General features: G+C 48.9%; 22 protein-coding genes. 6 read left to right on the top strand and 16 right to left on the bottom strand.

The annotated features are described in order from the left end of the window. Nucleotides 1-4 precede the first annotated feature (4 nt). The 7 genes from AB3R30_RS02190 to AB3R30_RS02160 form a co-directional block, all read right to left on the bottom strand. Nucleotides 5-1,954: an NAD+ synthase gene (locus AB3R30_RS02190; RefSeq protein ID WP_458647501.1), complete on the bottom strand. Its 1,950-nt coding sequence runs from the start codon at nt 1,952-1,954 to the stop codon at nt 5-7. A 2-nt stretch (nt 1,955-1,956) separates the two neighbouring features. After that, nucleotides 1,957-2,100 carry an OST-HTH/LOTUS domain-containing protein gene (locus AB3R30_RS02185; protein ID WP_458647500.1) on the bottom strand — a complete coding sequence of 48 codons (144 nt, stop codon included), beginning with the start codon at nt 2,098-2,100 and terminating at the stop codon, nt 1,957-1,959. 180 nt (nt 2,101-2,280) lie between these two features. Then, nucleotides 2,281-2,592, bottom strand: a complete 312-nt coding sequence (locus AB3R30_RS02180) for a HepT-like ribonuclease domain-containing protein (protein WP_458647499.1) — start codon at nt 2,590-2,592, stop codon at nt 2,281-2,283. An 8-nt stretch (nt 2,593-2,600) separates the two neighbouring features. After that, the gene (locus AB3R30_RS02175) at nt 2,601-2,930 is read right to left on the bottom strand and encodes a nucleotidyltransferase family protein (protein WP_458647498.1); all 330 of its coding nucleotides are present in this window, start codon (nt 2,928-2,930) and stop codon (nt 2,601-2,603) included. 17 nt (nt 2,931-2,947) lie between these two features. Continuing rightward, nucleotides 2,948-3,694 carry an NUDIX hydrolase gene (locus AB3R30_RS02170; protein WP_458647497.1) on the bottom strand — a complete coding sequence of 249 codons (747 nt, stop codon included), beginning with the start codon at nt 3,692-3,694 and terminating at the stop codon, nt 2,948-2,950. Beyond that, complete coding sequence (locus AB3R30_RS02165) at nt 3,640-4,254, bottom strand: nicotinate-nucleotide adenylyltransferase (protein ID WP_458647496.1); 615 nt, start codon at nt 4,252-4,254, stop codon at nt 3,640-3,642. Before AB3R30_RS02165 ends, AB3R30_RS02170 begins: the two co-directional genes overlap by 55 nt. 79 nt (nt 4,255-4,333) lie before the next feature. Next, complete coding sequence (locus AB3R30_RS02160; protein ID WP_458647495.1) at nt 4,334-5,812, bottom strand: nicotinate phosphoribosyltransferase; 1,479 nt, start codon at nt 5,810-5,812, stop codon at nt 4,334-4,336. 404 nt (nt 5,813-6,216) lie between these two features. Between AB3R30_RS02160 and AB3R30_RS02155 the strand changes: the two genes are divergently transcribed. Then, on the top strand, nt 6,217-6,798 hold the full coding sequence (locus AB3R30_RS02155) for a rhomboid family intramembrane serine protease (RefSeq protein WP_458647494.1): 582 nt from the start codon (nt 6,217-6,219) through the stop codon (nt 6,796-6,798). 62 nt (nt 6,799-6,860) lie between these two features. On the opposite strand, the gene AB3R30_RS02150 is transcribed toward AB3R30_RS02155, so the two are convergent. The 5 genes from AB3R30_RS02150 to AB3R30_RS02130 all read right to left on the bottom strand — a co-directional run bounded on the left by AB3R30_RS02150 (nt 6,861) and on the right by AB3R30_RS02130 (nt 10,785). Then, nucleotides 6,861-8,084: an aspartate aminotransferase gene (locus AB3R30_RS02150; protein WP_458647493.1), complete on the bottom strand. Its 1,224-nt coding sequence runs from the start codon at nt 8,082-8,084 to the stop codon at nt 6,861-6,863. Beyond that, entirely contained in the window at nt 8,081-9,298 is a 1,218-nt protein-coding gene (locus AB3R30_RS02145; protein ID WP_458647492.1) for an iron-containing alcohol dehydrogenase, read from the bottom strand. Before AB3R30_RS02145 ends, AB3R30_RS02150 begins: the two co-directional genes overlap by 4 nt. 42 nt (nt 9,299-9,340) lie before the next feature. Further along, nucleotides 9,341-9,862 carry a DUF2518 family protein gene (locus AB3R30_RS02140; protein ID WP_458647491.1) on the bottom strand — a complete coding sequence of 174 codons (522 nt, stop codon included), beginning with the start codon at nt 9,860-9,862 and terminating at the stop codon, nt 9,341-9,343. An 81-nt stretch (nt 9,863-9,943) separates the two neighbouring features. Beyond that, a complete protein-coding gene (locus AB3R30_RS02135; RefSeq protein ID WP_458647490.1) occupies nt 9,944-10,363 on the bottom strand; it encodes a tetratricopeptide repeat protein in 420 nt (139 codons plus the stop codon). A 65-nt stretch (nt 10,364-10,428) separates the two neighbouring features. Further along, a complete protein-coding gene (locus AB3R30_RS02130; RefSeq protein ID WP_458647489.1) occupies nt 10,429-10,785 on the bottom strand; it encodes a HesB/IscA family protein in 357 nt (118 codons plus the stop codon). Nucleotides 10,786-11,039: 254 nt separating this feature from the next. Here AB3R30_RS02130 and AB3R30_RS02125 point away from each other — a divergent pair, with 254 nt between their 5' ends. Beyond that, nucleotides 11,040-12,677: a DUF6930 domain-containing protein gene (locus AB3R30_RS02125; RefSeq protein ID WP_458647488.1), complete on the top strand. Its 1,638-nt coding sequence runs from the start codon at nt 11,040-11,042 to the stop codon at nt 12,675-12,677. A gap of 72 nt (nt 12,678-12,749) precedes the next feature. On the opposite strand, the gene AB3R30_RS02120 is transcribed toward AB3R30_RS02125, so the two are convergent. The 3 genes from AB3R30_RS02120 to AB3R30_RS02110 form a co-directional block, all read right to left on the bottom strand. Further along, on the bottom strand, nt 12,750-17,510 hold the full coding sequence (locus tag AB3R30_RS02120; protein ID WP_458647487.1) for a translocation/assembly module TamB domain-containing protein: 4,761 nt from the start codon (nt 17,508-17,510) through the stop codon (nt 12,750-12,752). 122 nt (nt 17,511-17,632) lie between these two features. After that, nucleotides 17,633-18,064, bottom strand: a complete 432-nt coding sequence (locus AB3R30_RS02115; protein ID WP_458647486.1) for a helix-turn-helix domain-containing protein — start codon at nt 18,062-18,064, stop codon at nt 17,633-17,635. Nucleotides 18,065-18,250: 186 nt separating this feature from the next. Further along, complete coding sequence (locus AB3R30_RS02110) at nt 18,251-18,511, bottom strand: hypothetical protein (RefSeq protein ID WP_458647485.1); 261 nt, start codon at nt 18,509-18,511, stop codon at nt 18,251-18,253. 110 nt (nt 18,512-18,621) lie between these two features. Here AB3R30_RS02110 and AB3R30_RS02105 point away from each other — a divergent pair, with 110 nt between their 5' ends. From AB3R30_RS02105 to AB3R30_RS02095, 3 genes are all read left to right on the top strand, one after another. Further along, nucleotides 18,622-19,128 carry an SAM-dependent methyltransferase gene (locus AB3R30_RS02105; RefSeq protein ID WP_458647484.1) on the top strand — a complete coding sequence of 169 codons (507 nt, stop codon included), beginning with the start codon at nt 18,622-18,624 and terminating at the stop codon, nt 19,126-19,128. A 98-nt stretch (nt 19,129-19,226) separates the two neighbouring features. Continuing rightward, nucleotides 19,227-20,198, top strand: a complete 972-nt coding sequence (sds, locus tag AB3R30_RS02100; protein WP_458647483.1) for a solanesyl diphosphate synthase — start codon at nt 19,227-19,229, stop codon at nt 20,196-20,198. Between the two features lie 1,066 nt (nt 20,199-21,264). Next, nucleotides 21,265-22,539 (top strand): glycosyltransferase family 4 protein, encoded by a 1,275-nt coding sequence (locus AB3R30_RS02095; RefSeq protein WP_458647482.1) that lies wholly within the window; start codon nt 21,265-21,267, stop codon nt 22,537-22,539. A gap of 162 nt (nt 22,540-22,701) precedes the next feature. Here AB3R30_RS02095 and AB3R30_RS02090 read toward each other — a convergent pair whose 3' ends face one another. Next, complete coding sequence (locus AB3R30_RS02090; protein WP_458647481.1) at nt 22,702-23,994, bottom strand: serpin family protein; 1,293 nt, start codon at nt 23,992-23,994, stop codon at nt 22,702-22,704. 186 nt (nt 23,995-24,180) lie between these two features. On the opposite strand from AB3R30_RS02090, the gene AB3R30_RS02085 reads away from it, so the two are divergent. Next, complete coding sequence (locus AB3R30_RS02085) at nt 24,181-25,692, top strand: ArnT family glycosyltransferase (protein ID WP_458647480.1); 1,512 nt, start codon at nt 24,181-24,183, stop codon at nt 25,690-25,692. The last annotated feature ends 18 nt before the right edge of the window (nt 25,693-25,710 follow it).

Genomic DNA, 25,710 nt, shown 5'->3' with positions numbered 1-25,710 from the left:
TGGATTAGTGTTTAGGTTGGCTTGACTCCAAGGGCATAAGGGCGATCGCAGATTTTACCTCGGTTGTCTGAGATAACCAGCGATTGGCGATCGGCATTCGCCAGCCCACCCCAAAAGCGCGATCGGTGATTTTGAGGACGGGGGGAGCCTGCCGCCGCTTAAATTCGGCACGGGAGACGAGGCGAGTAATTTTGTTGACGATCGCCGGGTCATGTCCGGCTGCCACAATTTGGTCGGGTGTTTGCTGATTTTGGATCAGTCGCGCCAGAATATCATCCAAAATTTCGTAAGCAGGCAAAGAGTCTTGATCGACTTGCCCCGGTTTGAGTTCGGCGCTGGGGGGTTTGGTCAGAATGTTGGGGGGGATGATTTCAAGTTTTGAATTTTGAGTTTTGAGTTTTGAGTTTTGTTCGCGTAGCGTTTCTGTAGGAAATATTTTGAGTTCGGAGTTCGGAGTTTTGAGTAACTCCTTCGGAGATGCTACGCGAACGGAGTTTGGAGTTCGGACCTCGGATTTCGCACTTCGCACTTCGTCATTCGCCCTTGTGTTCAGCCATTCGCAGATGGAATAAACGCGGGTTTTGGGGACATCGGCGATGACTGCCAGACCGCCATTCATGTCGCCGTAGAGGGTGCAGTAGCCAACTGCCATTTCGGATTTGTTGCCGGTAGACAGGAGCAAATGCCCAAATTTGTTGGCGATCGCCATCAGCAAGTTGCCGCGAATCCGGGATTGAATGTTTTCTTCCGCGATGCCAAACTCAGTTCCAGCGAACATCGCATCTAAGGTGTGATCGTAGCCCGTCATCAGTTCACCAATCGCCAAGGTTTGGGTGTGAATGCCCAAATTTTCTGCCAGCTTCAGCGCATCGTCAATGGAATGGTCGGAACTGTAGGGCGACGGCATTAACACCCCCAACACATTCTCGCCACCCAAGGCTTCAGTGGCGATCGCAGCAACCAACGCCGAATCGATCCCACCGCTCAACCCGATTACTGCCCTAGTGAAACCACACTTGCGGGCATAATCACGCACACCGAGTACCAACGCTCCCCAGATTTCGGCATCTTCGTTTTCGGGCGGCAGGGCAATCTCCTCTGGCAGGGTGACTAAATCTTTGGCTTCCAGGTCATACTCCACAATCATCAAATCGGTTGCATAGGCATAGGCGCGACCGATCAATTCTCCTTGCCGATTAAATGCCACACTGTTGCCATCAAAAATCAGATCATCATTGCCACCGACCTGATTCACATAGACGAGGGGCTGATTAAATCGGATGGCGGCGTGCTTCAACATTGCCTCCCGCAACTGCTGTTTGCCTGCGGTAAAGGGCGATGCCGACAGATTAATGATTAAATCAACTCCTAGGCTTGCTAAGTCGGCGATCGGGTTGATCTGATAGTTGCGCTTGCCCCAAAATTCTTCGTCGTTCCAGAGATCCTCACAAATGGTGACCCCGATGTGGATAGGGGGGCAAGGGGCGAGGGGCGAAGGGTGCGGGGTGAGGTAGAAATGGTTGGCTTCCTGCCCTGATTCAAAGTAGCGATCTTCGTCGAACACGTCGTAGGTCGGCAGTAGGCGCTTGTGAAATACTTGCTGAATCTGTCCATTTGCCACCAACGCCATGCTGTTAAATAATGGCTTACCGCCTGCCTGTCTAGCTTGGGGATTTTCTGCAACAATGCCGATCAACACAGTCACTTGAGGTGGCAAATCTATGGCTAGCTGATTGAGGGCGATCGCCATCGACTCGATAAAATCGGGATGCATCAACAGGTCGCGGGGCGGATAGCCGCAAAGAGAGAGCTCTGGAGTCAGAAGCAACTGTGCGCCTTGCTGGGCTGCCTGATTTGCCGCCGCTAAAATCTGCTGAGCGTTACCAGCAATGTCTCCGATGGTGGGGTTAAGTTGGGCGATCGCAATAGCAATCTTCGTTAAGGCAATGTTCATAGTTAGGATTTGAGTCGAATATGGAAGTCTTTTACAGCCGCGCTTTTGCTATGGGGTGTTTCTCGAACCTCAAACATATCAGTTGCTCGAACTAAATCGCTGAGCTTTTTGTAACCATAATTTCGGGCGTTGCTGAATAGAAGCATGATTTTTGACTGTAGGGGTAGGTCTTGTGCCTACCCTGACGGAGATGAAGGGCAACCACAAGGGATTGCCCCTACGAATTTCATATCTCGATTCAGCAACACCTAATTTCGAGAGTCGAAAGATGGGGAAATTTTTATCGATTACCGCTAGCCTTACCATCCCAGATTGTAGTTCAGCCATTACAAGCCTTCTCCTAACTGAGCCAGAATGGTTTCGATTTGCTCTTTGAAACTGGGCAAGTAATCTTCAATAATTCCCCAAACTTCTTCCAGGTCTACCAGCACATAATCATGGATCAACACATCCCGAAAGCCTGCGATTTTTCTCCATTGCACTTCTGAATACAAATTTCTAAGGGATTGTGACAATCGCTTAGTTGCTTCTCCAATGATTTCAAAGTTGCGAACCATAGCGTCTTGAATCATTGAACTATTGAGAAACGGCTCACGTCCGCCGATTGTGTAGGTTTCAATCCGAGAGATGCACTGCATGATGTCATCTAAGTACACGCGATCACTCTATGAGAGACGATCGCCTCTCTTAGAACCTTGTCTCGAATGTAGCGATGTAAATTTTCTGGTTCGGCAACATCAACCTTACGATTCAGCAAATCTTCAAGATCCTGAATTAAGCTAATTCGATCGAGCAAGTTTCGTCCTTTTTCTAGGTTTACTAAAAAATCCACATCACTATCGGGGCGAGCTTCTCCTCGCGCTACCGAGCCAAAAATGCGAACATTCGATGCGCCATGATGAGCCGCGATCGCTAAAATCTCTTCTCGCTTCTTGCCCAACACCTCTGCAATTTCCAAGCCTTTTTCCTGCTTCATCCCTTAGCCTCCTGCCTTTAAATAAATACCATCGGTTTATCTTTATAGGGTGCAAATGCTTCGGCATCAAAGCGGTAGAGGCTGGCAGGTCGTCCGGCTCCACGGGAGACTTTCACCCCTGTATCGGCTAAAAAACCGAGTTTGAGCAGACGCGATCGAAAGTTTGAATAATCTGAAAAGTTATCGCCTAAAACAGTCGTGTAAAGCTGATACAAATCGCTGAGGGTGAACAGTTCTGGTAGCACTTCAAAGGCAACGGGGCTATATTCCAGCTTATTTCGTAACCGCCGATGACCGTATTCCAACACCTGGTTATGGTCAAACGCCAGCGCTGGAACTTGGCTGAGGGGATACCAGGCAATGCCGCTCACGCCATCGGCGATTAGCTCCGCTTCGGCAAAGCGCACTAGGGCGAAGTAGCTGACTGCAAGGTAGCGAATGCCATAGCTGTCGGCAGATTCACGCGGATCACGTTGCGGACCTCCAAACGTATAAAGCTGTTCTAGATACAGATTTTTCGCGCGAATTTTTTCTGCCAAAATCCGGTAGGCAGCATCTTCCAAAGATTCGCCTTGCTGCACCAGCGTTCCTGGCAAACTCCACTGCCCTAGAAAAGGGGGTTCATCGCGCATGACGAGCAGCACTAGCAAACGATTTTGCTCAGTGTCCACAGAAAAGATCACATTATCGACCCCGACTTTGAAGTCAGCTAGCTTGGGGCTGTCTGCCACTGGAGTTGCTTTTTTAGGGATGCGTCCTCGCATTCGTATAGATGCTCCCGGTGAATGTAGTCTTCGATCGCAGCAGTGAGTCCGTCGGTATCTTTATGTTTTCGGTAGGCAGTAGAAGAGGTATCAACACCCATCAGGTCTGCGATCGCCATCCTAGCTCCTCGCGCTTTCACCCCCTGCAACGCTGCCTCACTCAAAGGATAGCCCGGTCTTGGCACAATCAGCAGATTCACTTTTTGTAACAAATCCTCAACCTGATACCACGTTGGCAATTGGGGCACCAAATCAGACCCTACCACAAACGTAAAATCAGCACCATTCCAGCGGTGTTTAGCAATCTCCAAAGTATGCAGGGTGCGCGGCTGGCTTAAATCAGGGCAAAACTGCACAGTGGGGCGCGATCGCTGGAGGTCATCAATCAGCAGCTTTAGCATTGCCAATCGATGCACCAACGCAGTTTGATGCGCCTTAAAAGGATTATCCGATGCCCACACCGCTACCCCATCAAAACGGTAGGACAACCACGCCAAAATCGCTTGATGTCCAATCGTTGGCGGATCAGCACTGGTTCCAAAAAGAGCGATCGTTTGCATAAGGGAAATTATGAATGACGAATGACGAGTGGCAAGAGATAAATCAAAACTAGCGATCTCGTAGCACCATAACCCAAGATCAGTGGGTTCGTTGAGTGTGAGTAATGAGGTCAAGGAGGGCGGGAGAAGGATCAACTGGAAAAGCAGATAGGCTGTGAATGTCGCGGATAGCGGAGGGAAGACTTGCGACGGATTGGGCGGTGCGCTGGGCGATCGCCTCTAGAGAGTCGGGCGACTGGGTTAGTTTGCCATTTTGCATTACTAGTTGGAGGAGAGGGGCAGAGGGGGGGAGGGGGGGAGGGGGGGAGGAGTTTTGAGTTTTGGGTTTTGAGTTTTGAGTTATGTTCTGCTTTCCATTCCCTATTCCCTGTTCCCTATCTTCTGTCATCAACCCTAGGCGATCGCCCACTACAAGCCCATCTTTGTACTGTCGAAAAATTTGCTTGCGACCGGGATAGGTGATTTTGCCTGTAGATTCTTTCATCACGGGAATGCTGTCAATTTCGACCAGTTTGTAAACACCGTTGACGGGTGATCCTGTCACGAGTTGGGTGCCCAGTCCGTAGCCATTGATGCAGGCTCCGGCGGCGATCAGTTCGGCAATTTTGAATTCATCTAGATCGCCGCTGGCAAAAATGGGCACGTTGGGCAAAAGCTGGCGAATCTGTTGAGATAGGGAAACCAAATCTCCAGAATCAAGCCGGATTCCGGCTAACTGAGTTGCGCCTAACTGAAGTTGAGTGGCGAGATGGTGAGCAGCGGCGATCGCATCATAGGTATCAATCAACAGCGGCGCACCCGGAAAGTAGCGGTGAAAGGCGGTGAAAGCTTGTGCTTCGGTGCCTTGCGTTGCCGCCAATGCCATGACCAGAGAATGCGCCATCGTGCCAGCGGGTTTGAGTCCTAGCTTGAGTGCCGCCAGCACATTGGAAGTGGCATCTAACCCACCTGCCAGGGCTGCCCGTGCTGCCCAAATGGAAGCTTGGGGGCTAAAAGCACGACGGGTGCCAAACTCCAATAGGGTTGCTTCTGTCCCTGCCACATCTCGCAGTCGAGCGGCACGAGTGGCAATTAGTGTTTGATAATTCAGCGTGTTCAATAGGTAAGTTTCCACCAGTTGCGCTTGCCAAAGGGGCGCTTCTATCCGCAATAGTGGCTCGTTGGCAAAGACTGCCGTTCCTTCTGGCACTGCCCAGACATCCCCCGTAAATTTTGCGGTTGACAGCAAAGTCCAAAATGCATCAGGCGCGTGGTCAAAGATGCCTGTGGCTTGCAGGGCTGAAATTTGAGTCGGACTGAAGCGTAGTTTTTCCAAATAATCCAATGCTTGCGCTAAACCCATGGCAATCAGATACCCAAAGTTTTGAGGTAAACGACGGGTAAATAGTTCAAAGCTAGCGTGTTTCTGTTCCAACCCTTCACCGACGTAGCAAGCAGTCATGGTGAGTTGATACAGATCGGTGAGCAGGCTGTAATCTTCGGGAGCGATCGCCAGTTCTTGATCATTCTCTTGCTCATTCAACGCCGCCCCTATCTCAGCCTGTGGATTAAGAGACATAGACCTATTCATGCTCTACCTGAAATCGTGCTTTTTAATTATAGTAATAAAAACCATAACTTAGGAGTCAGATTAGCCAAAAAACCTATTTTTAGTTTTACTTTATCTGATGAAATCAGTTTCAGGCAGGAAAGTATAGGGAATTTAGAGAATTTGAGTTTTGCAGATTATAGTAAATTCTATTAAAATAAGAGTTTTTCCTGTCAATTTTTCCTGTCAATATTGCTTATCTTGACAAGATCTTAAGATTGAGAAACATCTCACTTTAGGTTGTTTGTCGCCGGATACCGAGGGAAAGATTAGAATCTGTAGAAAAACGACATTGGGAGCTTTTCAGGCATCATGGCGGCATTGTTTTATTGGCACATATTGTTTTATTGGCACCTTAGTAGGGTTCGGTGCAAATGACCCTGAATGACGGGGTTGCACAAATCAAAAGTGTGGCAGACATGGTGGTCTATGTTTGGCTAGGGGCGATCGCGATCGCCTTTCTGTTGGGCAAAAAAATTCACCAATGGGGCTTCAATTTGCCAACCTTGCCGGGATTATGGAGTCCACCTATGGGCGAATTTACCCGCCAGCCCTACCGCTATCTCACCCAAAATGCTGAATCCTTTCTCTTTTTAGGTGGCTTATTGCTGCTGCGGGGCACTCGCGATTGGGTCATCGTCACCTTGGGCGCTCTGCTAATCGATTGTTTCAACGGATTATTCTTCCCAAAAAGCGCTAAATATTTGGGTGCCAATAGTATCTTATTCAGCTATTTAGGATTTCTGCTGCTGCGGGGCTATTTTGAAGGGGGCATCATTGCCATTTTGATCACTATTTTAGTGGGCTTTGTATGCAGCAAAATGCTTTGGGGCATGGTGCCTGTGGCAAATTCCCCCGGATGGAAAGGGCATCTGCTCAGCTTTTTGGGAGGGGCGCTGATGGCATGGGGACTGGATGCGATCGCCCCCTTCTTTCCCCTTAGCCAATTCTGGTAAAAGTCTTGATAAGTTCTAGTTGCTTATTCTTACCCGCAACAAAAAATATAACCCTTTTCTCTTTACCCCCGACTCCTTAACCCCGACACCAACGCCTCCCCCGCCTGATAGGTGATGCCTGCCTGCTTAAACCGACGCAAGGCTTCCCCTAGGCGATCGCAATCCGCAATCAAACTAATTCGCACATAGCCTTCGCCGCCACTACCAAACGCATTTCCCGGTGTGACTACTACGCCCGTTTGCTCCAAGAGCGAGAAGGCAAAATCCGTAGACCCAATCCCAGGCGGACAAGACACCCATAGATACATCGTGGCTTTCGGTTTGGGCACTGTCCAGCCCAGTTCTCCTAAACCTGCAATTAAGAAATCGCGGCGAGTCCGGTAGCGGGCTTGCACCTCATGCAAATAGACATCCGGCAGTTGCAGCGCGGTTTCTGCCGCCGTTTGCAGTACCCGAAAAATACCATAATCAAGGTTGGTTTTTAGCGTCCGTAACCCTTGCACCACATGGCGATTGCCCACCACAAACCCAACTCGCCATCCTGCCATATTGTAGGTTTTAGACAAGGTATGAAACTCTACGCCAATATCCATCGCTCCAGGAATTTCGAGCAGACTGGTCGGCTGATAGCCATCAAACGCTAGTTCTGCATAGCACAGGTCATGCACCAACAGAATTTCGTAATGACGGGCAAAGGCAACGGCTTCTTCAAAAAACTCACGGGGTGCGGTAGCAGCAGTGGGGTTGCTAGGATAGTTGAAATAAAGAATTTTTGCCCGTTGTGCGACTGGCTCAGGAATGGTCGAAAAATCAATTACCCAGTCATTTTCGGGCTTGAGCATCACGTCATAAATTTCGGCTCCAGCAATCAAGGGACCGCGAAAGTGAGCCGGATACGCTGGACTAGGCACCAGCACCAAATCGCCAGGGTTAACATATGCCAATGCAAGATGGGTTAAACCTTCTTTGGAACCCAATAGTGGCAGTGCTTCTCCTTCAGGATCGAGATCGACTCCATAGCGCCGCTGATACCAATTGGTAATCGTGCGGCGAAAACTGGCAGTCCCTTCAAATGGGGGATAGCCGTGATTGGCGGGATCTTGCAGAGCGGCGATCGCGGCATCGACCACAGGCTGAGGCGTAGCACCATCGGGATTCCCCATCCCTAGATCAATCAGATCCAGCCCTTGCTGACGAGCATTCACCTTCAATTCATCCAGCCGCGCAAACACATAGGGAGGTAGCGTTTTGAGCCGATCTGCGGGAGTCAGCCAATCTAAAGTCATTCCGACACCTCATCAATAGAAAACTTAGAGGAAAGCAATGAGAAAAGAGCAGTATCACTTTTGCCGTCCTGGGGAGCCATACTGTCCTCCTCTCCCGATCGCCCGCTCCCTCGACAGACGGCTGTAGTAGACACCATCGCCGCCATCAACTGAGCCGATTCTACCTGAAACGGCAGGCGATGAATATCGGAGGATTCGGCACAGGCAACTTCTGCCGCGTGGTGCAAATCGGCGATCGAAATCGTTGCCATACCTAGCTCCGTCAGGCTTCGAGGTAGTCCAATATTGGCATAAAATTTCAGCAATTGTTGCCGTGCAGTGGTTGCCAACTGGCTCCCCTGCACCAGTTCCTCTAACCGGAGTTGCACCAAGATGCCATATGCCACCTTTTCGCCGTGAAGAGTGCCGTGGCTTGCCAATAAATGCGTTAACCCGTTGTGAACTGCATGGGCAGCAACCGTGCGACATTGGGCACCACCTAATCCGCCAATCACGCCTGCCAGCAGCACCGAGGCATCGACGACATCCTGCCAGTCTTCACTTCCAGGGTTTTGCAAAGCGCTGAGGGATTTTTGCAGCAGAATATCGCGTAAGACTCTGGCTTGCTGGACGGCTCCAATCAAAAGGGTTCGTTGGGAATGTCCACTGCTCACAGAGGCTTCATACCACTTGGCGATCGCGTCTCCAATCCCCGCCACCAGTGTTCGTTGAGGAGCCGTCGCAATCAGGTCATAGTCCAGTACAAGTAGCTGGGGGCAATGAGATAGGGGCACATCATAGAGGAAGGCACCGTCCTCAGAATAAACATTAGACAATGCCGTCCAAGCTGCACAAGTTGCCGCTGAAGTCGGCACCGTCACACTGGGCAACCCGCACTGATGCGCCAATAGTTTAGCGGTATCCAGAGCTTTACCGCCGCCAACGCCAATAATCACATCTGCCTGATGGGACTGCACTGCCTGCCGTAAAATTGCCAGAGTTGCCTCGCTGCAATCGGGATGATAGCTCGCTTGAGTGGCATTAAGGCGATGCTGTTTGAAAGCAGGTTGAAGCAGTGGATAAACCTTGGCTAGTGTGCGATCGCCCCCGACCAATAAGGGACGCTGTCCTAGGTGAGCGATCGCGCTCCCTACCGTTGCCAGCACTCCCTGTCCACGAATAACTTGAGCAGGCGAGACGCACAAGGTCGGCAGAATGGCGGAATGATTAGACATGGCAAGTAAAGTTTTTAAGGAAAAACGATAGAAAAAAGTTGCTTATGAGTTAGCCGCTTTAGGCAGTTGGGCAAGCTTCGCTGGATCAAGATAGAGTTCCATTTGGTCGTCATAGCGAGAGGCAAGCGATCGCTTCACTTCACCCAGATAGAGCGGCACCGAAACTCCCGGTTCTGGATGCAAAATCGTTCGCATCCGGATCGTCATTTTATCAGTCCCCTGAGCCAGTCGCCCTGAAGAATATAAATCGGCGGCAGCCTGTCGCAACGTGGCTTCTAGCTGAGTGCGGGTTAGGTCGGGGGATACCGCAATTACCACATTGGGTCCCCCATTATCAAACACGCGAGAAAACTGCATTGCGTCGGGAATGGAGGGGCGGATATAAAAGCCCAAACTCAGGGCATATAAACCGCCCGTTAATACTGCCATGAAACTGGTGATGCCGACCAAACGGAAGCGGATGCCCCATTTGAACAGCAAACCGAGAACCATCAAGACGGCACAAAACAGGGTGAAATATCCAACCCACTGAGCGATCGCGGTAATTTGAGCCGTTAGTGCCATAGTGCAATCACAAAAATCTAAAAATCTGATATTGAATCATTACCGACGCAGCAGAGCGATCGCGGTCAAGCTGATCAAACCTTAGTCAAACAACCAAGCTTTCACCCGCTCCAAGTTTTTCCAGTCGGGCTTGCGGACTAACCCATCCTGAATATTGTGTTCCACTTCTTCTCGCAGTTCATCCGCAACCATGAGGATTTGCTGAGTCAGTTCGATATGTTCCCGGACTCCCTTCTTGCCCCCTTCTAACATTGCCAGCGATAGATTGACCCGCGCTTGAGGATCTTGAGGATTGAGCTTGACTGCTTTTTGAGCCGCCTCGTAGGCTTTGCTGGGTTTTTCGGTCAATAGATAGAGCCACGATAAACACGTCCAAGCGGAACTTGTTTTAGGAGCGCGATCGCAGACCTCTTTGAATACTGGAATCAGTACTTCGGGAGATTCTCCCGCTTTATACCGCTCCAGTCCTTCATCAAAGAGAGTTTCAACAGTCTGAGTCATAGGTGAAAAGTGCAAAAATCATCAAAAATAGGCGATCGCCCAACGCGATCGTCAGCCTTTTAACTTTAAGCTGAAAACGACTTGCCACAGCCACAAGTTTGGTTCGCGTTAGGATTGGTGAACTGAAATCCTCCCCCAATCAACGCATCGCTGTAATCAAGCTGCATCCCATATAAATACAGCAAGCTTTTTGGATCACACACCACCTTAAAGCCTTCGTAGTCATACACTTCATCCGTTGCTTGAATATTTGCTGGATCTTCAAAATCCATCATGTAAGACATCCCAGAGCATCCGCCGCCTCTCACGCCAACCCGCAAACACAGGTCAACTCCTTGCTTCTCACGAAGCGCCAAAACATGGCTCAGGGCAGAGTCACTCATCAAAATTCCGCGTTGCTGAGATTGTGTAGCTTGGGTCATTGGCTTTCAAACTCCTTTGCAATTACTCGCCGTAAATCACAAGTATTTTTTCGGTTCATCTTCCATACTACCAAGGATAGATCAGGTCGGGAAAGCCGATGCTTTCTAGGCAGCAATTGTTGAACGGTGGCAAAATCCGCTGTAGTGGCAAAAACTCTACGCAGTAAGATGAATATCTACCCGATGATCACGCATAATTTTGATAGTTGCTTTTGAATTTGGGTAGCGCCGCTCTTACCGCTTTATGAATGTCTATGAATGCACTCAATCGTTCTACCCGTCGTCGCCTACAGCAGCTTAAACAAACCCCTAGTAGCGTATGGGAAGGCGATCGTCGCCAGTTGGTTGGATCTCAAAGCTCAGATTGGCTGGAATCCGGTAGTAACTCCACTGATGGCGACTGCATTCTTTGGGTCGATGGCTCTCAAGGAATGGTGAGAGCGATGGATATTGTTACACCAGATATCGGTTCCGAAGCGGTCGTGCGAACCCTGATTCGAGCGATGGAGCATCCCCATAATCCAGGAACGCCTGCTCGACCTAAGAAGATTGTGGTTCGCGATCGCGAACTACAGTTTTTTTTACGGGGTGTGCTACAGGATCTCGACATCACCCTGGATTACATGCCTGAACTGCCGCTGATCGATGAAATTTTTCGAGGATTTCAAGAAACCGTCAGCGCCCGTCAGCCCCAACTGCCGCCCCAATATGAAGAAGCTTTACTCGCCAAAGTCGATGAAATTTGGCATGATGCCCCCTGGGAAGTGCTTGCCGACCATCAAATTCTGGCGGTTGAATTGAATTATGGCGATGTAGGAACGCTCTATGTTTCCATCATGGGCATGTTGGGGATGGAATTTGGCGCTTTATTTTATCGATCGCTCGATTCACTCAGGCAATTTCGGCAGCGGGCGATTGATCAAAGCTCGATCGAAGAAATGCAGGCAGCCTTCCTGGGTCAAGATTGTTTATTCATTACCTATGAAACTGACGAGGATGATTTGGAAGACATCCCGCTAGATTTTCGGGAGCGATCAGCCGATGAGGTTGAGCCAGTATTTGGTAACTTGCATCCCTTAGAAGGCTTGCGATCGTTCTTATATAACGAAGAAGCTGCAACCCTTTTATTGGGCTTAGAAGCGCTACATCGTTTTCTGGGGCAGCATCGCCAAAAATTCAAAAATGATGCCTTCCCCCCTCTAAGCAGTCGCTATAAAATTCCACTGCCCGATGAAACCGATGCTGCCAAAACCACCCAAATTTCGGTCAAGGTCACAACACTGCCCGATTTGGCAAACGAACTCTTGGATATGGAGGAAGGAGACGAGGAATCTGAATTGTCTTTTCCAGTCGTGCGAGACGATCTCGTCCCTGAAAATTCCTTCTTGAGCTTGGGGATGATGCCCTGGGAAGTTCTAGAAATGCTGCGAATTGGTGGGGCATACTATCAACCGAAAGAAGCGCTGACTCAGGGTGGGGATGGCTTGCCAATTGTGATGATTCAAACATCGCGTCCCAAGGCAAAAACGCTGATTGAAGCGCTACAAGCGGCGGGTGGTTTGCAGGGCATCTGTTTTAATCCGGGCGAAAATCCTTTGATCGGCGATCGCTACGATATTGGTCTACTGCAAACGGGCAACGGTGATTTACATCTGTTTGGTGAGTTTGGCGAAACCGACCCAACCCACGCCGCCGCCCGTAAAAAATGGGATCAGCGCTGCAAAAAAACCAAAGGAGTTTGTGGGCTAATTATTGCCAAAGGATTAACAGGTGCTGCACGAGGTAACCCACAATTTAGCGACATGATGGCATTATTTGAGGCGAGTGCCATTACAACAAATAACCTGGGACTAGGCACACTGCAACTCACCATGGCTATGGATGAGTTTTGAGGAGAGATAGAGGAGTGAGTTTTGAGTTTTGAGTTTTAAGTTCGCCTCTTGCCTCTCGCCCCTCGCCGTTCTTCAAAATCTTGCTTCGTATTCAAGCTGGGCACGGGTATCGCCTGAAAAATCGGTGGAGCCACGGAATAGAAGGCGATCGTTAATCCGGTAGCGCAACCCAAATTGGGGCGATTGATCATTAGTCAACACTTTTAGCACACTGACTGAAATGGTCGGGGTAATATCCAGCGAGGCTTCTGCGCCTAGTCCCAATGTGCTGGTTTTGCCTGATCCGCGCGAGACATCAGTTGTGCTAGTGGGGAACAGGCGAAACTCGCTGAGTCCCAGAGCATTGCCGATCGCCGTTTGAACATTGGTGAACAGAGGCGTAGACCCCGCTAAGTTCGCAATGCCGAGCAGCGTATCGCCGCGCCCAAAGGTATCGACAAAGCCGCCGCCAATCAGGGACACGATTTCTTCTTCGCTGCGGGGTGGGCTACTGGTTAGTTCCAGAATATCTGCCAATTGGCTAGCGGGTCCATTCACCTCTGCCCGAACCCGAATGGTTTGCAATGACCCAAAACTGGATGCTGGAACGGGGACATCTAATATTTCGGAGGGAGCTAAGACCAATGGCTGACGGCGATTGTTGACTTGAGCCACTAGCGCCACTAAGCGAATATTGAGTTCGGGGTCAAGTTGGCGAGCGGGAGTAAAGGTTGCAGTTTGGGCAAAGCCGCGCTCCAAGGAAAATTGGGTTGTGAACAAGTAGAGTTGTCCGGCAGTGAGACGGATTACGCCTTCAGGACGAATTTCGTTAAAATTGCCATTTACGGTCAGATCTCCTTTGGCAATGAAGTTAAGCAGGGGCGGTTGGACAATGGCAACGCGATCGCCCAGAGTCAACTGCAAGCCAGCAAATTCTACGCCAGGGGCACTACCAGCCGCATCGCCTCCTGTTTGAGCGGTGACTGCTGCTGGATCAGAGAGGGCTACTTGACCATTACTGAGCAAAATAGTACCGCCGATCGTGGGGTTCAGCGCTGTTCTTCCCACAATCACTTCCCCATCAACCCCACCTTGATAAATTCCTTTGAGGTTGAGGTCAATTTTTTTCATCGATACGGTTAAGGGCGTATTCCAATCTGGGTCTACAGGTGTGAGTCGTCTTGAGATGGGAATCACGCCTTGGGCGATGATGCTGCCTTCACTAAAGGTGCCGACAATTTTCTCAACCCGAATGCGATCGCTGTCAAACCGGGCAACTCCGGTCACGTTGGTGAGGGGATCGGGCAGAGCGCGTGCTTTCAAAGTTGCATTGTTCACGCTGATTGTGCCCGTTGCGATCGGGTTATCGAGGGTGCCCCGAACTTTCACCTTGACTTCACCCTTGCCGCTGACCCAACTCACTTGATTAGTCAGCACATTTAATAGCGCTAATCCTTCATCTTTCACATTCAGATCAAGGCTAATTTGATCGCTGGCGGGGGCAACTGTGGCAAAAGGCAACTGAAACGGCAAGCTACCCGTTACGCTTAAAGGCTCTGTTTTAACGATCGCCACAGTGGTAGTAAAGTCAAGCCGCGCATTATCGTAAGTAAAATTGCCCCGCGCTTCTTGCACGGGAGTTCCATTCAGCACCCCGTTTGCCAGACTAAAGGAACCCAGCGCTTGAGGATTGGTAAACTTCCCAGAAATGGTCGCAGAGCCGTTTAGCAGCCCTTCTGAGGCGATAGGCAGGTTGACAAATCCAGTTAACGTATCTAAGGGCAGATTTTCGACTCGTAGTTGTCCCGATTGTTCATCGCCCAAAACCCGCCCAGAAAAGGCGATCGTGGCATTTCCTGATTGCAATCGCAGCGGCACTAGGTTTAGGGCACCATTCTCAAAACTGCCGATCGCCACGATTTTGTCCGCGTTAAATCGTCCCCACTTAAACTGGTCGCCTTGAATATTAAACTTGGCATTCACTCCGGTATTGAGCGAAGCCGCTACGTCGATCGTGCCTGTGAACGTCCCCTTCAAATCGCGCAGTTCTGGTAAGGGAGCCGCAGCGGCGATCGCTTGATTCTGGGCTTCTAGGGTTTGGAGTTCTGCCAACCGTCGTAGCTGGGTTTGAACCGGAATCAGAGTCGTGTCAAAGGGAACTGTCTTTAAATCCGCCGCAGTGCCAGAGATTGGGGTGCGGCTGTCCCGCTGGAAGTCTTGCAACTCAAAAAGTTGAAGCGCGGTCAAAACATCTTGAATGTTGCCCTGCTGAATCGCGATCTTGGCTGTGGCTTGGGGATCAGCAGCAAAAGGTTTCACCGTTGCGCCAATTTGCACCAGAGTATCGCCTCGGCGCAGTTGCCCTTCGGTGAGCGTGGCGATGCTATTGGCATAGTTGATCCGTCCGGTAAACTGCTCGGCGCGGTAGTCGCCTAAACCAGGTTGGGCGATCGCTACGGTGCCATTGGCAGTTTGGCGATCTAAGTTGACGGCAATATCGCCATCCAGAATACCGCTAGGAGAGAACGCTGACTGCACACCGGGGATTTGAATTAGAGCCAGGGGCACGTTTCGTAATTCGGTGAGCAATAGACCGCCCTGGGTGCGACCCCGTGCGATCGCCTGATCTCGCTGAATGTAGAAGCCAGTGGGACGAAAGCGAGGATCGAGGGCAAGGGCAATGCGATCGCGATCGCCCCGCAAATCCAGCGCCACTCCTTGCGACACCCGCACCGGACCTCGCAAATAGGGTTCAAAGGCAACGCCATTCAGCACAAACTGCTTCAGTACCGCCGTCCCGTCCACCACAGGAGCCGTCGGCGTTCCGGTAATCCGCCCGGTAAAGTCTGCGCGCCCTGCATATTGAACTGCTGCGGGAACGGGCGCTGCGGCATCTTTCAGATTAAAATCGCTCAGGCTGACATTGAGATCAAACCCCGTGATCGCCGGAGTGTCTGTGCGGACGGCAATCACACCATTGGCGCTAAATCCAGTTGCCGTCGCCTGTTGCAGCACAATTTGCCTGCCGTTCCACTGCACTTGAGCCGTCAATGGCGCTTGAATGACAGATAGCCCTTCCGATAGCAGGGCAGTTCCCTGAACGCGAATGTCTGAAGGCTGAAATGAGTCTAAGGTGCCAGATGCGTTAAATTTACCGCTGAGCAACCCTCGTAAATCAGGCGAGAATTGAGCTAATCCGATGCCTGCGAGAATGGCTGAGCCGCGCCACAGACCATTTGCAACGACAGCTTGAGGGGCGACAGTGCCGCCTCCGACCTTGAAAGAACTATCTTGCAGTGTGATGATGTTATTTGCAATCACTACCTCTCCAAAGCCGGGATAGGTGCCATTGGGTGCCTGAAACTGCGCCACGGTTTTGATCTGATTCGCGGGTCCTGAGACTTGCACCTGAGCATCCATGCGTCCGATCTCCACTGGCAATGGGCGATCGCTGTAGGCTTGGGCGATCGCATCTCCAGAGACATTCACCGCCTGTGCGCGAATCGCCACAGTGGGATTCGCATTGCCAGCGCTATCTTTGGCTGCCAGATTCACTCGCCCAGAACCGATGATTTGTCCGCCACCAACGGGCGTTGCCTGCACATCTTGAATCACCAGTTCTTCGGTCGCCGTATCCAGCTTAAAGGCAGCAGAGTACTGGCTTAAGGAAATGCGATCGACTTTCCCAGGGGCAGTGCTGCGCGCAGTTCCAGTTAAAACAGGTTCTTCAATTGCGCCTGTGAGCTTCAAATTGGTTTCGACCTTCCCCAAGACAGGCACAGGAGCCGTTAAGTTTAAGGTTTGTAGCAGATCGGGCAGGCTCGTAGAAGGCACTTTGATCGCGAGGTCAAAGCCTTTCTCCACATCCAACGTGCCGCTAGCAAATCCTGTCGCCTTTCCGTAAGTGCCTTTGACCCCATCTAAGCGAATTTGAGTATCGCGAAATTGCAACCGTCCACTGGCATTGGTGATCGGGCGTGGCACACCCGGAACTGCTAGGGTCGCTGCTGCAAAATCGGCGACCCCATTAATCGGCGTTTGGGTTGTGTTGGGGCGAAGTTCAACGGTGAGATTGCCGCCGCCGCGACCTGTGTATAAGTTGAAGGGTAGCCCAATCAAGCGATCGACTTCGGCTAGCTCAAAATTTTTGGCGCGGACGTTGAGCTTCGTATTTTGAGACGGCAGGATCGTTTCACCCGCGATCGCCACGGTGCCTTCTGTTCGCGATCGCCCCTCTAACTCATAGACGAATCGCTTATTCTGATCGAAAATACTAGCCTCACCGTTCACATCCGTCAGAAAAACAGGAACGCGCTTATTCTTAACAGGCTTAAGCGGCAGCAATTCAATATCCCCATCTCGAACTCGGATGGTGCCCAGAGTAATCATGCCCTCTTCTTGCTCACTGGCGAGTTGGGTGCCAATCCACCCTTGCTTTTCCTGCTCCAAGAAAACCGTGGGCTGCTCCAACGTCACATCCAGTTCTAGTTTGCGGCTCCACAGGGATTGCCACAGATTGAACTTCACGTCCACCGCTTTCATTTCAGCAGTATCGCGATCAGTCGCCGTTGCCGGAACGCTAGACTCCCCAAACCGAATGCCATTAAAACTAATCCCCTCCAACTCGCCCACTTTCACCGGACGATTCAGCGCTTCGCTCAAATTTTTAGCAACCAGCGGCGAAAGTTCTTCATGCAAAAACCTCCAGCCCCACCAAGCAGCCCCACCCAATCCCGCTGCCAGCCCAATTCCGACAGGTAAAGCAATGCGACGAAAACGGCGAAAACGAGACAGGGGAGCAGGTGGCGGCGATGAGGGGGTAGGGTCGTTCCCTGAATTTGGCGAATTAGTCATTTCCTAGGGCTTAGAAGACGGGTTTGCTAAAAATATACCGTCTACACTACTGGTTCTTGTACCCTAGTCAAGTTTAATTTAGACAGTCTGCCAATCGGCTCTCTCCATTTTTCCTTTTTCCTTCAATCCTTACCTAGTCGCTTCAGGTAATCCCAACCGCGCTGGGGCCACACATGCGATCGCCCGGTTCTTTCAGCAATCCACTGGGCTACCTTCGGTCCCGACCAAGTGCCACCATCCGGCGCAGGTTCTCGCAGCAGTTGCTGGAGTTCTTGCTGCTGTTCCTCGGTCAACAGCGATCGCGTGGAAGAGTACTGTCGCTGCTGGCGATTTTTGATGGCATCTGGACCAGCGTGGTTATATCGCCGGATAATGTCTTTGGCATAGTCATAATTTAAATCTACGGCTTGAGCCGCCCGTTTGATTGTCCAATCTTGGGCAACCAAGTGCAACAGTTGCCATCGACGCGCTTCCGAAGTGTCATCTGCCTGACGATAGCGGATTTTTAGCTGATCGACCGTCAGATGGGTCTGGAGTTCTGCTTTGGGTGGCATTCCTCATCATTAGGGGTCAGGGGTTAGGGATACGAAGTTTTGAGTTTTGAGTTTTGAGTTTTGAGTTTTGAGTTTTGAGTTAGGAATAGAGAGTTTTAAGCTTTGTTTGCTTAATGTTTCTGTGCGAAATGCTTTGAGTTGATGACGTTCTTCGCACTCCGCACTTCGCACTCCGCACTTCGCACTCTAGAGCAAATATTCTGGTCGGGCGATGGAGTAGTAGGCGTAGTGGTAGGTGGGGGCATCGCTGCGATAGGCGCGATCGAGATCGGGAAGTTGCAAACGGCGATCGCTATAGGACGAGTCATCGTAGTTATAAGACCAAGAAGAGCCATAATCATAATCGGCATCATAATTGGCAGCTTGGCTAGGTTGGCTGAAAACAGCGGTTACTCCTAACGCGATCGCGGTTGCTGAGAAAATGGGGGAAATCGACTCAGGCTTCATGGCAGTATCTAAATTCAGTGCAAAGGATGTTTCATTTATCTGGTTTTTTGGAAATAGTCCGGATGAAACCCGATCTACTGTGAAAACCTTTCGCTTTTTTCTAGATAGTTATGACGCAAGATAAACCCGATATTGGCTTCATTCCCACGCCTCCCGCAGTATTAGAGGGAATGCTTGACCTGCTCCAGGTGACTCCCCAAGATGTAATTTACGATTTAGGCTGTGGGGATGGGCGCATTCTGATTGCGGCGGCTCAGCGGTTTGGCGCGAAAGGAGTTGGCATTGATGTGGACGGCGATCGCATTCAGGAAGCCACTGCTAATGTTAAAACTGCTGGCATGGGCGATCGCGTCACTTTCCATCACCAAAACTTATATGAAAGTGACTTCAGCCCTGCCACGATTGTCATTCTTTATCTGTTGACTCATCTCAACTTAAAACTCAAACCCCACCTATTCCGCCAGCTTAAACCAGGGACGCAGATTGTGTCTCACGACTTTGATATGGGCGACTGGACTCCAGAAAAAGTAATTAAAATCGCGATCGAAGCAGATGAAATCGCTACTCTTTACTATTGGACAATGCCTTTTGACCCAGTCGCAAGCGATCAGTTTTGAATCTTTCGGAACAGGACTGCGTAAATAAGAGGGTGTTGTGAGTAAAATAAGGACAGATTACTTAAAGTTTCGTAACTTATCCTCAGAGTCGGACATTCATGACTCCAGCCACTTCTCTTTTTTCTCCCGTTGAAGATGACCTTGATTTACTCACGGAAAATCTTAAAAACCTGATTGGTGCCCGTCACCCCATCTTGTATGCTGCTGCTGAACACCTCTTTGGCGCAAAGGGAAAGCGCGTTAGACCCGCGATCGTTCTGTTAGTGTCGAAGGCAACCATGCCGGGACACGAGCTAACTCCTCGCCATCGTCGGTTGGCTGAAATCACCGAAATGATTCATACTGCCAGCTTGGTTCATGATGACGTGGTGGATGAATCCGATCTGCGTCGGGGAGTGCCCACGGTTCACAGCAGCTTTGGCAACCGAATTGCAGTACTCGCTGGAGATTTCTTGTTTGCCCAATCGTCCTGGTATTTGGCAAATCTAGACAATTTGGAAGTGGTCAAGCTGCTCTCTCAAGTGATTATGGATTTGGCAGAAGGCGAAATTCAGCAGGGCTTAAATCGGTTTTCTACTAATCTGTCGATCGAAGCTTACCTAGAGAAAAGCTATTACAAAACAGCGAGTTTGCTTGCCAACAGTTCCAAGGCGGCAGCCGTATTAAGCGAGGTTTCCCTAGATTTAACCGAGTCTCTCTATAGCTATGGTCGCCATATTGGTCTAGCTTTTCAAATTGTGGATGACATTTTAGATTTCACAGGCTCAACGGAAGAGTTAGGAAAACCGGCTGGCTCAGATTTGAAGGATGGCAACTTAACGGCTCCAGTGCTATATGCATTGGAAGAAAAGCCATCGTTAGAGGTGTTGATTGAACGAGAGTTTGCCCAGCCCGGAGATTTGGAGCAAGCGATCGCGTTTGTGAAAGAGAGTCAAGGCATTGAGCGATCGCGTGCCCTTGCTAAACAACATTCCAAAAGCGCGATCGAATGCCTGCAAGAATTACCGCCCTCCGCCTCTCGCCAAGTCTTAGTAAAACTTGCGGACTATGTTTTAAGCCGCCTGTATTAAGCCGAGGTTAATAATCTCATAAGCTAATTTCATAAGCCATTAGTTTTTAAGAGCTATTGGTTTCACCTGTGCTTAACCCTCACGATCTTCTCTGGGCGGTTAGATGGTGCTTAGAATTGCAGTGAATTTGCTCAGCCAAACAGCAGTGAGTTAGAGGCAGGGACGAAACTAACCCTAAATAAGTGAACCAGCCAACTTGGTATGAGATAAAAAATATCTATTTCTATTTAAAAACAGATACTTTTTATTTATATATAAATCCTTTTTTAGGTGTTCTTTTATTTACCTAACTCAAATTCTTCTCAGTGAAACCCCGTGCAGAAAAATAGAGACAAGACGAGCGATCGCCTTTCTTATCAAGGTTTTTTTACAAATCAAAAAATCAATAACTTTCTAAATAAAAAACTAAAAGATACACTTGCTATATCAAAAACAGCAGCTTAATAATCTTGATACACCTCTTAACATTCTCTCTTTTCAATAAGTTGTGTTAAAGTTTTTGCATTGTAATTTAGTTTCCTTAAGCTCATCCCCTCTGTTTTATTAAAGCTGTTGCTGTTCATACATTTCCTACCGTATTGCTGATGTCGAGCTAGAATCTCGACCTTCAGATACTAATGTTCGCCAAGCAATTACAGTCATTCTTCTACCTAATTCGTCTCTTTAATAGAGCCAAACAGGGTTGTTTGAAGTTTTAAAGTATCTCGATCCGTCCTCATGAAAACAGGTATTTCTTGTCTCTGAGCTAAGGCAAAGCTATAGCAAGATAGGTATTTTTAGCTCCTTTTTCCTGTGTGAAATTTGTATGCTTTGACCTGTTAAAAAGTCGTTTCCTATAAAATATTTTTAAAATTTTTCAGTTTATTTCTCCAGGATGATGAGTCAATCAAGTATGAGCTTTATCGTTAAGGACACGCCTTTATTCAGATTTTCTAAACGACAAACGAAGCATAACTAGCTTCGATCTAACCCAAGAAACATTGGCAGGTGTGAGAGGAATCACTACTCTTTGTAGAAAAAACAGCTACTTTCAATCCATTCAGTGTTGCTCTAAATCGATACAACTATGTTTTTCCAAAACCAAAAATGCATTGCTCTAATCTCAGTTCATGGTGACCCCTCCGCTGAGATTGGTAAGGAAGAAGCGGGCGGTCAAAATGTCTATGTCCGTCAGGTGGGTGAGGCTTTATCGCGGCAAGGTTGGCAGGTTGATATGTTTACGCGGCGGGCTGATCCAAACCAAGCTGCCATTGTTCACCATAGCGATCGCTGTCGCACCATTCGCATTACAGCTGGTCCACAAACCTTTATTCCACGCGATGAATTGTTTGAGTATTTGCCAACTTTTGTACAAGGATTTCTGAAGTTTAAGCGTCAGTCTGGGAAGCAATATTGTGTTTTACACACTAATTATTGGCTATCTTCTTGGGTCGGAATGCAACTGAAAAAGGTTTTAGGAGTTCCTCAAGTTCATACTTACCATTCGTTGGGCGCCGTCAAATATCAATCTATCCCAACCATTCCTCTGGTGGCTACCACGCGACTAGAGGTAGAGAAACTGCTTTTGGAAACAGCAGAACGTGTCGTGGCAACCAGTCCACAAGAGCAAGAGCATATGCGATCGCTCGTTTCTAGCAAAGGCAAAATTGATGTTATTCCTTGTGGAACTGATATTAGCCATTTTGGTTCCATTTCACGTCAAGAGGGACGACAGACTTTAGGCATTGCCCCTGATGAAAAAGTGGTGCTTTATGTAGGTCGCTTTGATCCGCGTAAAGGGATTGAAACCCTTGTTCGAGCCATGGGGCGCTCTAGTTTGCGCGATAGTGGCAAGCTGCGATTGATTATTGGCGGTGGCAGTCGTCCGGGGCAAAGTGATGGCTATGAACGAGAACGGATTGAAGGCATTGTGGCGGAGTTGGGGCTGGCTGATGTCACAGAATTTCCGGGTCGGCTCAATCCATCTATTTTGCCGATTTATTATGGCGCAGCAGATGTGAGTGTGGTTCCTAGTCACTATGAGCCGTTTGGTCTAGTGGCGATCGAGGCGATGGCGTGTCGGATTCCGGTGGTGGCGAGCGATGTGGGCGGATTGCAGTTTACAGTGCGATCGCAAGAAACCGGACTATTGGCACCGCCAAAGGATGATGTGGCATTTGCAGAGGCAATTGATCAAATCCTCACCAATCCTGCATGGCAATCTCAACTAGGGCAACAAGCGCGGCTTCATGTAGAGGAGAAATTTAGCTGGGATGGCGTGGCTAATCAACTCAGTCAACTTTATTTACATCTCGCCAAGCAATCGGCTAAAAAAGCTGAACTGACTGCTGTTAGCGCTTAAGCATTAAAAGCGCAATAAATTAATTTAAAAAGGCGATCGCTGTAGACGTTGAACACCGCGATCGCTTTTTGTGTGAAGCAAGGAAGCATGACCTGATTGTTTTTTGGTATGGCATAGCGTGTTGCGCCAGTATGTGGATTAACAAGGGCGAGTAGACTACTGTTAGATGTTTGGATTTGAGAGGGCACCCATAAACAATATCGTTCCAGTTTGATCGTCCTGAATAGCGCAAAAGAAAGGGCGATCGACCACCATCCGAAAAGGCTCCTCCATCGGTCTTGCAGAGGTTGCCCGAATGCCAATGGAAGTTACGGCAGCGGCTTCGGTGCCCTCCTCGTTTACTTCCACAAAAGTTTTATGTTTCACTTGATCAATTTTAGTCGGCACTGAACTTAATCCCGAAAAGTTAGCGCGACTGCTAAACGCTTCTGCCATGCCCAATTGAGAAAGGACATTTTTCAACTGCACATCATACTCTAGCTTGAAACGCGGTATCTGAATTGAGCCTTGGCGCTGGCGGAACTTAGCCATCCATTGCTCCCAGTTTTCAGCCGTTAAATTCTTTTGAAACTCGGTAAGGCTAGAGGAAGATTGAGGCAAGAACACATAAAAACTAACCCGCTGCTTCGTGCCATAGGGCAGCCTCACTGCTTGAAACTGGCTGGTTTCATAATAGCGATATTCCCCGTTCTGAGCCATCATGGGATGGTTTTTGGGCTGATTGTTAAGCAGATGAAACGGTTGGAGGGCGGTGTTCTGCGGATCAAATTTGCGTGACCAGTTGCCTTTGAAATAGATAGCGTTGATCAAAAACATGACATCGTTTGGATCAATGCTGTCAATAATGCTATCGATTTTACCGCGCGTATTTTGGCTGACCCAGGTGTTGATGGTTGCCACCGATCGCGGATTGCCAAAATCCAGTTCGCTCACCTTTGCCTGATAAAACTGGCGATTTCGCTGAAGGAATTCTGGCTTAAAAGAAATGCCTTGCCGCGTCCAAAGGGAGTTGGCGATCGCCAATTGCACAGCAGGATCAGGGTTTTCCAGCAGCGTTTTTAAGGTGGCATTTGCTTGATTTAGCTCCTGTAAGCTCATGCCTTGGAGTTCCATTGCTCGCGCCATAGCGTTCTGAGTTTCCCCATTCGCGCCGTTGTATGCCATTGCCAACGCGATCGCCACACTTGATGGTGAAATGAATACATTCTTGCCAGTATCTTGCTTTGCCACAGCAGAAAACAGCTTGAAGCCAAAGCGAGTGTTGGCATTGCTAAACTTGGGACTGACAGTCATATTTTGTGAAACCATGGGTGATTTGGGTTGGATGGACTGAGGTTGGGGCGCGATCGGTGCCGCGATCGCTGAGACTATCTGCAACGGCATCACTTTCACCAAACTCACTAAGCCCACCATTAGCAAACTGCCAACTACCACCGCGCCTAGATTATGGTTCATTCGTAACCCCATACTTTGATCCTCACTTCACAGCCTATCTTTCACTTTTTACTCATCTAGCCTGCCATATTCAACCTGATGGCAAGGTTCTGTTACAGTTCCAGAAACCAATCAAGCAGTTTTGACTGAAACCTTGGACTACGGAGCAAGAGATCGAAATCCTATTCCCTATTCCCTTCCTGCCCCATGCTCAAGCGAGTTTTCCCTTTTCTTATTGCCTTCCTCACGTTACGTATCATTTTTTGGCTTGCGACCTTTCCTAACCCAGATGAAGCCTACTACTGGCTGTGGGGAAAGCATCCAGCCCTGTCTTATTATGATCATCCGCCCTTTCATGCTTGGATTCAGGGCATCTTTACGTCTCTTTCAGATCGCTCTTTTTTTGTTTTACGATTACCTAATTTACTCAGCAATATTGCTTTTTTTTATTATTATTATCAAATTTCAAAGTATCTCTATGGCAAGTGGGCAAATGATTATTTTTGGTTGATAACAGCTTTAATTTTTGCATCGCCACTATATTTTTTATTCTTTAGTCTAGCTTGGCAAGATCATTGGTTAATCACATTTTGCTTAATTTCTGCTTATCTTTTTATTCGATTTTTAGATAGCTATCTTGTTACTAAAAAGGGAGATACTTTACTGCTTTATAGCTCAGCTTTTTTGCTAGGCTTAGCGTTTTTATGCAAGTATAATGCGGTGTTTGTAGGTGCTGGATTTATTGCAACCATTCTGTCACTGCCAACCTTACGATCGCTGTTGCGCGATCGCCGTTTTTATGTCGCCATTCTGATTACTCTCAGCGTTCTTTTGCCGATTGTGCTATGGAATTTCAGCAATGATTTTCAGTCTTTTCGCTACTACGTTGATCGCAGTGTAGATTCAGGCATTTTTTATCTGAAATGGGCTGAAACCTTAAGATTTCTGTTGTTCTCAATTCTGATGGTTTCCCCAATTAATGCTTGGGCAATGGTGAAAGCCATTGGTCAGCCAAGCCCGCAGATCCGCCCGGACACAATTTACCGTACCGTTGCCCTATGGATCTTTGGGATTTCGACTGTTTCTTTAACCGCGATCGCCCTTTTTTCCACCGCCCTTTACTACTGGAACATCACCGCCTATCTGCTGCTGTTTCCCCTCCTACCCCCCATTTTTCTAAAACACCACACATCCCAAACTCAAAACTCAAAACTCAAAACTCAAAACTCTTTTCCTCCATTGCCTAAACTATTTACCCTTGGACAATTTTACGGCTTACTCTTCGCCACCCTACTTGTGGTTCACTACAGCGTGATTCCCCTATCCGCCTTTGCAGACCCAAGCGGCGATCCTGATTCGCAAATGCTATTTGGCTGGGATGCAGTCGGTAAAGCTGTACAAAGTCAGCAGCGACAACTCGGAGAATCCTTTTTAGTCACCACTGATTATCGGTCAGCATCCGCATTAGCCTACGAGTTAAACGATCCAACGGTAATCGCGATTTCCGATCGCCGTGATCAATTCGACATTTGGTACAAGCCAGACTCACTTATCGGCAAGAATGCAGTGATTCTAACGGATGATTGGCATCCTGCTAACTCAAAACTATTGGCGCAGTTTGAACACACGTCAGAGCCGATCGCCATTCCCATTACTCGATTTGGGCGATCGCTCAAAACCTACTACCTGATTAAAGGCTATAACTTCAAAGGAAAATGACGAGTGGCGAATTAAAAA

Source organism: Sivoneniella epilithica UHCC 1019, from assembly GCF_040830845.1.
Classification (GTDB): Bacteria; Cyanobacteriota; Cyanobacteriia; order Leptolyngbyales; family Leptolyngbyaceae; genus ULC077BIN1.
Note: the sequence above shows the minus strand (reverse complement) of the source record. Positions and strands in the feature narration are given on the sequence as shown.

Bases quoted from the DNA above. Each gene is read 5' to 3' on its own strand.
- AB3R30_RS02190 (WP_458647501.1), bottom strand. From the start codon at position 1,954: ATGAACATTGCCTTAACGAAGATTGCTATTGCGATCGCCCAACTTAAC.
- AB3R30_RS02185 (WP_458647500.1), bottom strand. From the start codon at position 2,100: ATGCTTCTATTCAGCAACGCCCGAAATTATGGTTACAAAAAGCTCAGC.
- AB3R30_RS02180 (WP_458647499.1), bottom strand. From the start codon at position 2,592: ATGCAGTGCATCTCTCGGATTGAAACCTACACAATCGGCGGACGTGAG.
- AB3R30_RS02175 (WP_458647498.1), bottom strand. From the start codon at position 2,930: ATGAAGCAGGAAAAAGGCTTGGAAATTGCAGAGGTGTTGGGCAAGAAG.
- AB3R30_RS02170 (WP_458647497.1), bottom strand. From the start codon at position 3,694: ATGCGAGGACGCATCCCTAAAAAAGCAACTCCAGTGGCAGACAGCCCC.
- AB3R30_RS02165 (WP_458647496.1), bottom strand. From the start codon at position 4,254: ATGCAAACGATCGCTCTTTTTGGAACCAGTGCTGATCCGCCAACGATT.
- AB3R30_RS02160 (WP_458647495.1), bottom strand. From the start codon at position 5,812: ATGTCTCTTAATCCACAGGCTGAGATAGGGGCGGCGTTGAATGAGCAA.
- AB3R30_RS02155 (WP_458647494.1), top strand. From the start codon at position 6,217: ATGACCCTGAATGACGGGGTTGCACAAATCAAAAGTGTGGCAGACATG.
- AB3R30_RS02150 (WP_458647493.1), bottom strand. From the start codon at position 8,084: ATGACTTTAGATTGGCTGACTCCCGCAGATCGGCTCAAAACGCTACCT.
- AB3R30_RS02145 (WP_458647492.1), bottom strand. From the start codon at position 9,298: ATGTCTAATCATTCCGCCATTCTGCCGACCTTGTGCGTCTCGCCTGCT.
- AB3R30_RS02140 (WP_458647491.1), bottom strand. From the start codon at position 9,862: ATGGCACTAACGGCTCAAATTACCGCGATCGCTCAGTGGGTTGGATAT.
- AB3R30_RS02135 (WP_458647490.1), bottom strand. From the start codon at position 10,363: ATGACTCAGACTGTTGAAACTCTCTTTGATGAAGGACTGGAGCGGTAT.
- AB3R30_RS02130 (WP_458647489.1), bottom strand. From the start codon at position 10,785: ATGACCCAAGCTACACAATCTCAGCAACGCGGAATTTTGATGAGTGAC.
- AB3R30_RS02125 (WP_458647488.1), top strand. From the start codon at position 11,040: ATGAATGCACTCAATCGTTCTACCCGTCGTCGCCTACAGCAGCTTAAA.
- AB3R30_RS02120 (WP_458647487.1), bottom strand. From the start codon at position 17,510: ATGACTAATTCGCCAAATTCAGGGAACGACCCTACCCCCTCATCGCCG.
- AB3R30_RS02115 (WP_458647486.1), bottom strand. From the start codon at position 18,064: ATGCCACCCAAAGCAGAACTCCAGACCCATCTGACGGTCGATCAGCTA.
- AB3R30_RS02110 (WP_458647485.1), bottom strand. From the start codon at position 18,511: ATGAAGCCTGAGTCGATTTCCCCCATTTTCTCAGCAACCGCGATCGCG.
- AB3R30_RS02105 (WP_458647484.1), top strand. From the start codon at position 18,622: ATGACGCAAGATAAACCCGATATTGGCTTCATTCCCACGCCTCCCGCA.
- sds (WP_458647483.1), top strand. From the start codon at position 19,227: ATGACTCCAGCCACTTCTCTTTTTTCTCCCGTTGAAGATGACCTTGAT.
- AB3R30_RS02095 (WP_458647482.1), top strand. From the start codon at position 21,265: ATGTTTTTCCAAAACCAAAAATGCATTGCTCTAATCTCAGTTCATGGT.
- AB3R30_RS02090 (WP_458647481.1), bottom strand. From the start codon at position 23,994: ATGAACCATAATCTAGGCGCGGTGGTAGTTGGCAGTTTGCTAATGGTG.
- AB3R30_RS02085 (WP_458647480.1), top strand. From the start codon at position 24,181: ATGCTCAAGCGAGTTTTCCCTTTTCTTATTGCCTTCCTCACGTTACGT.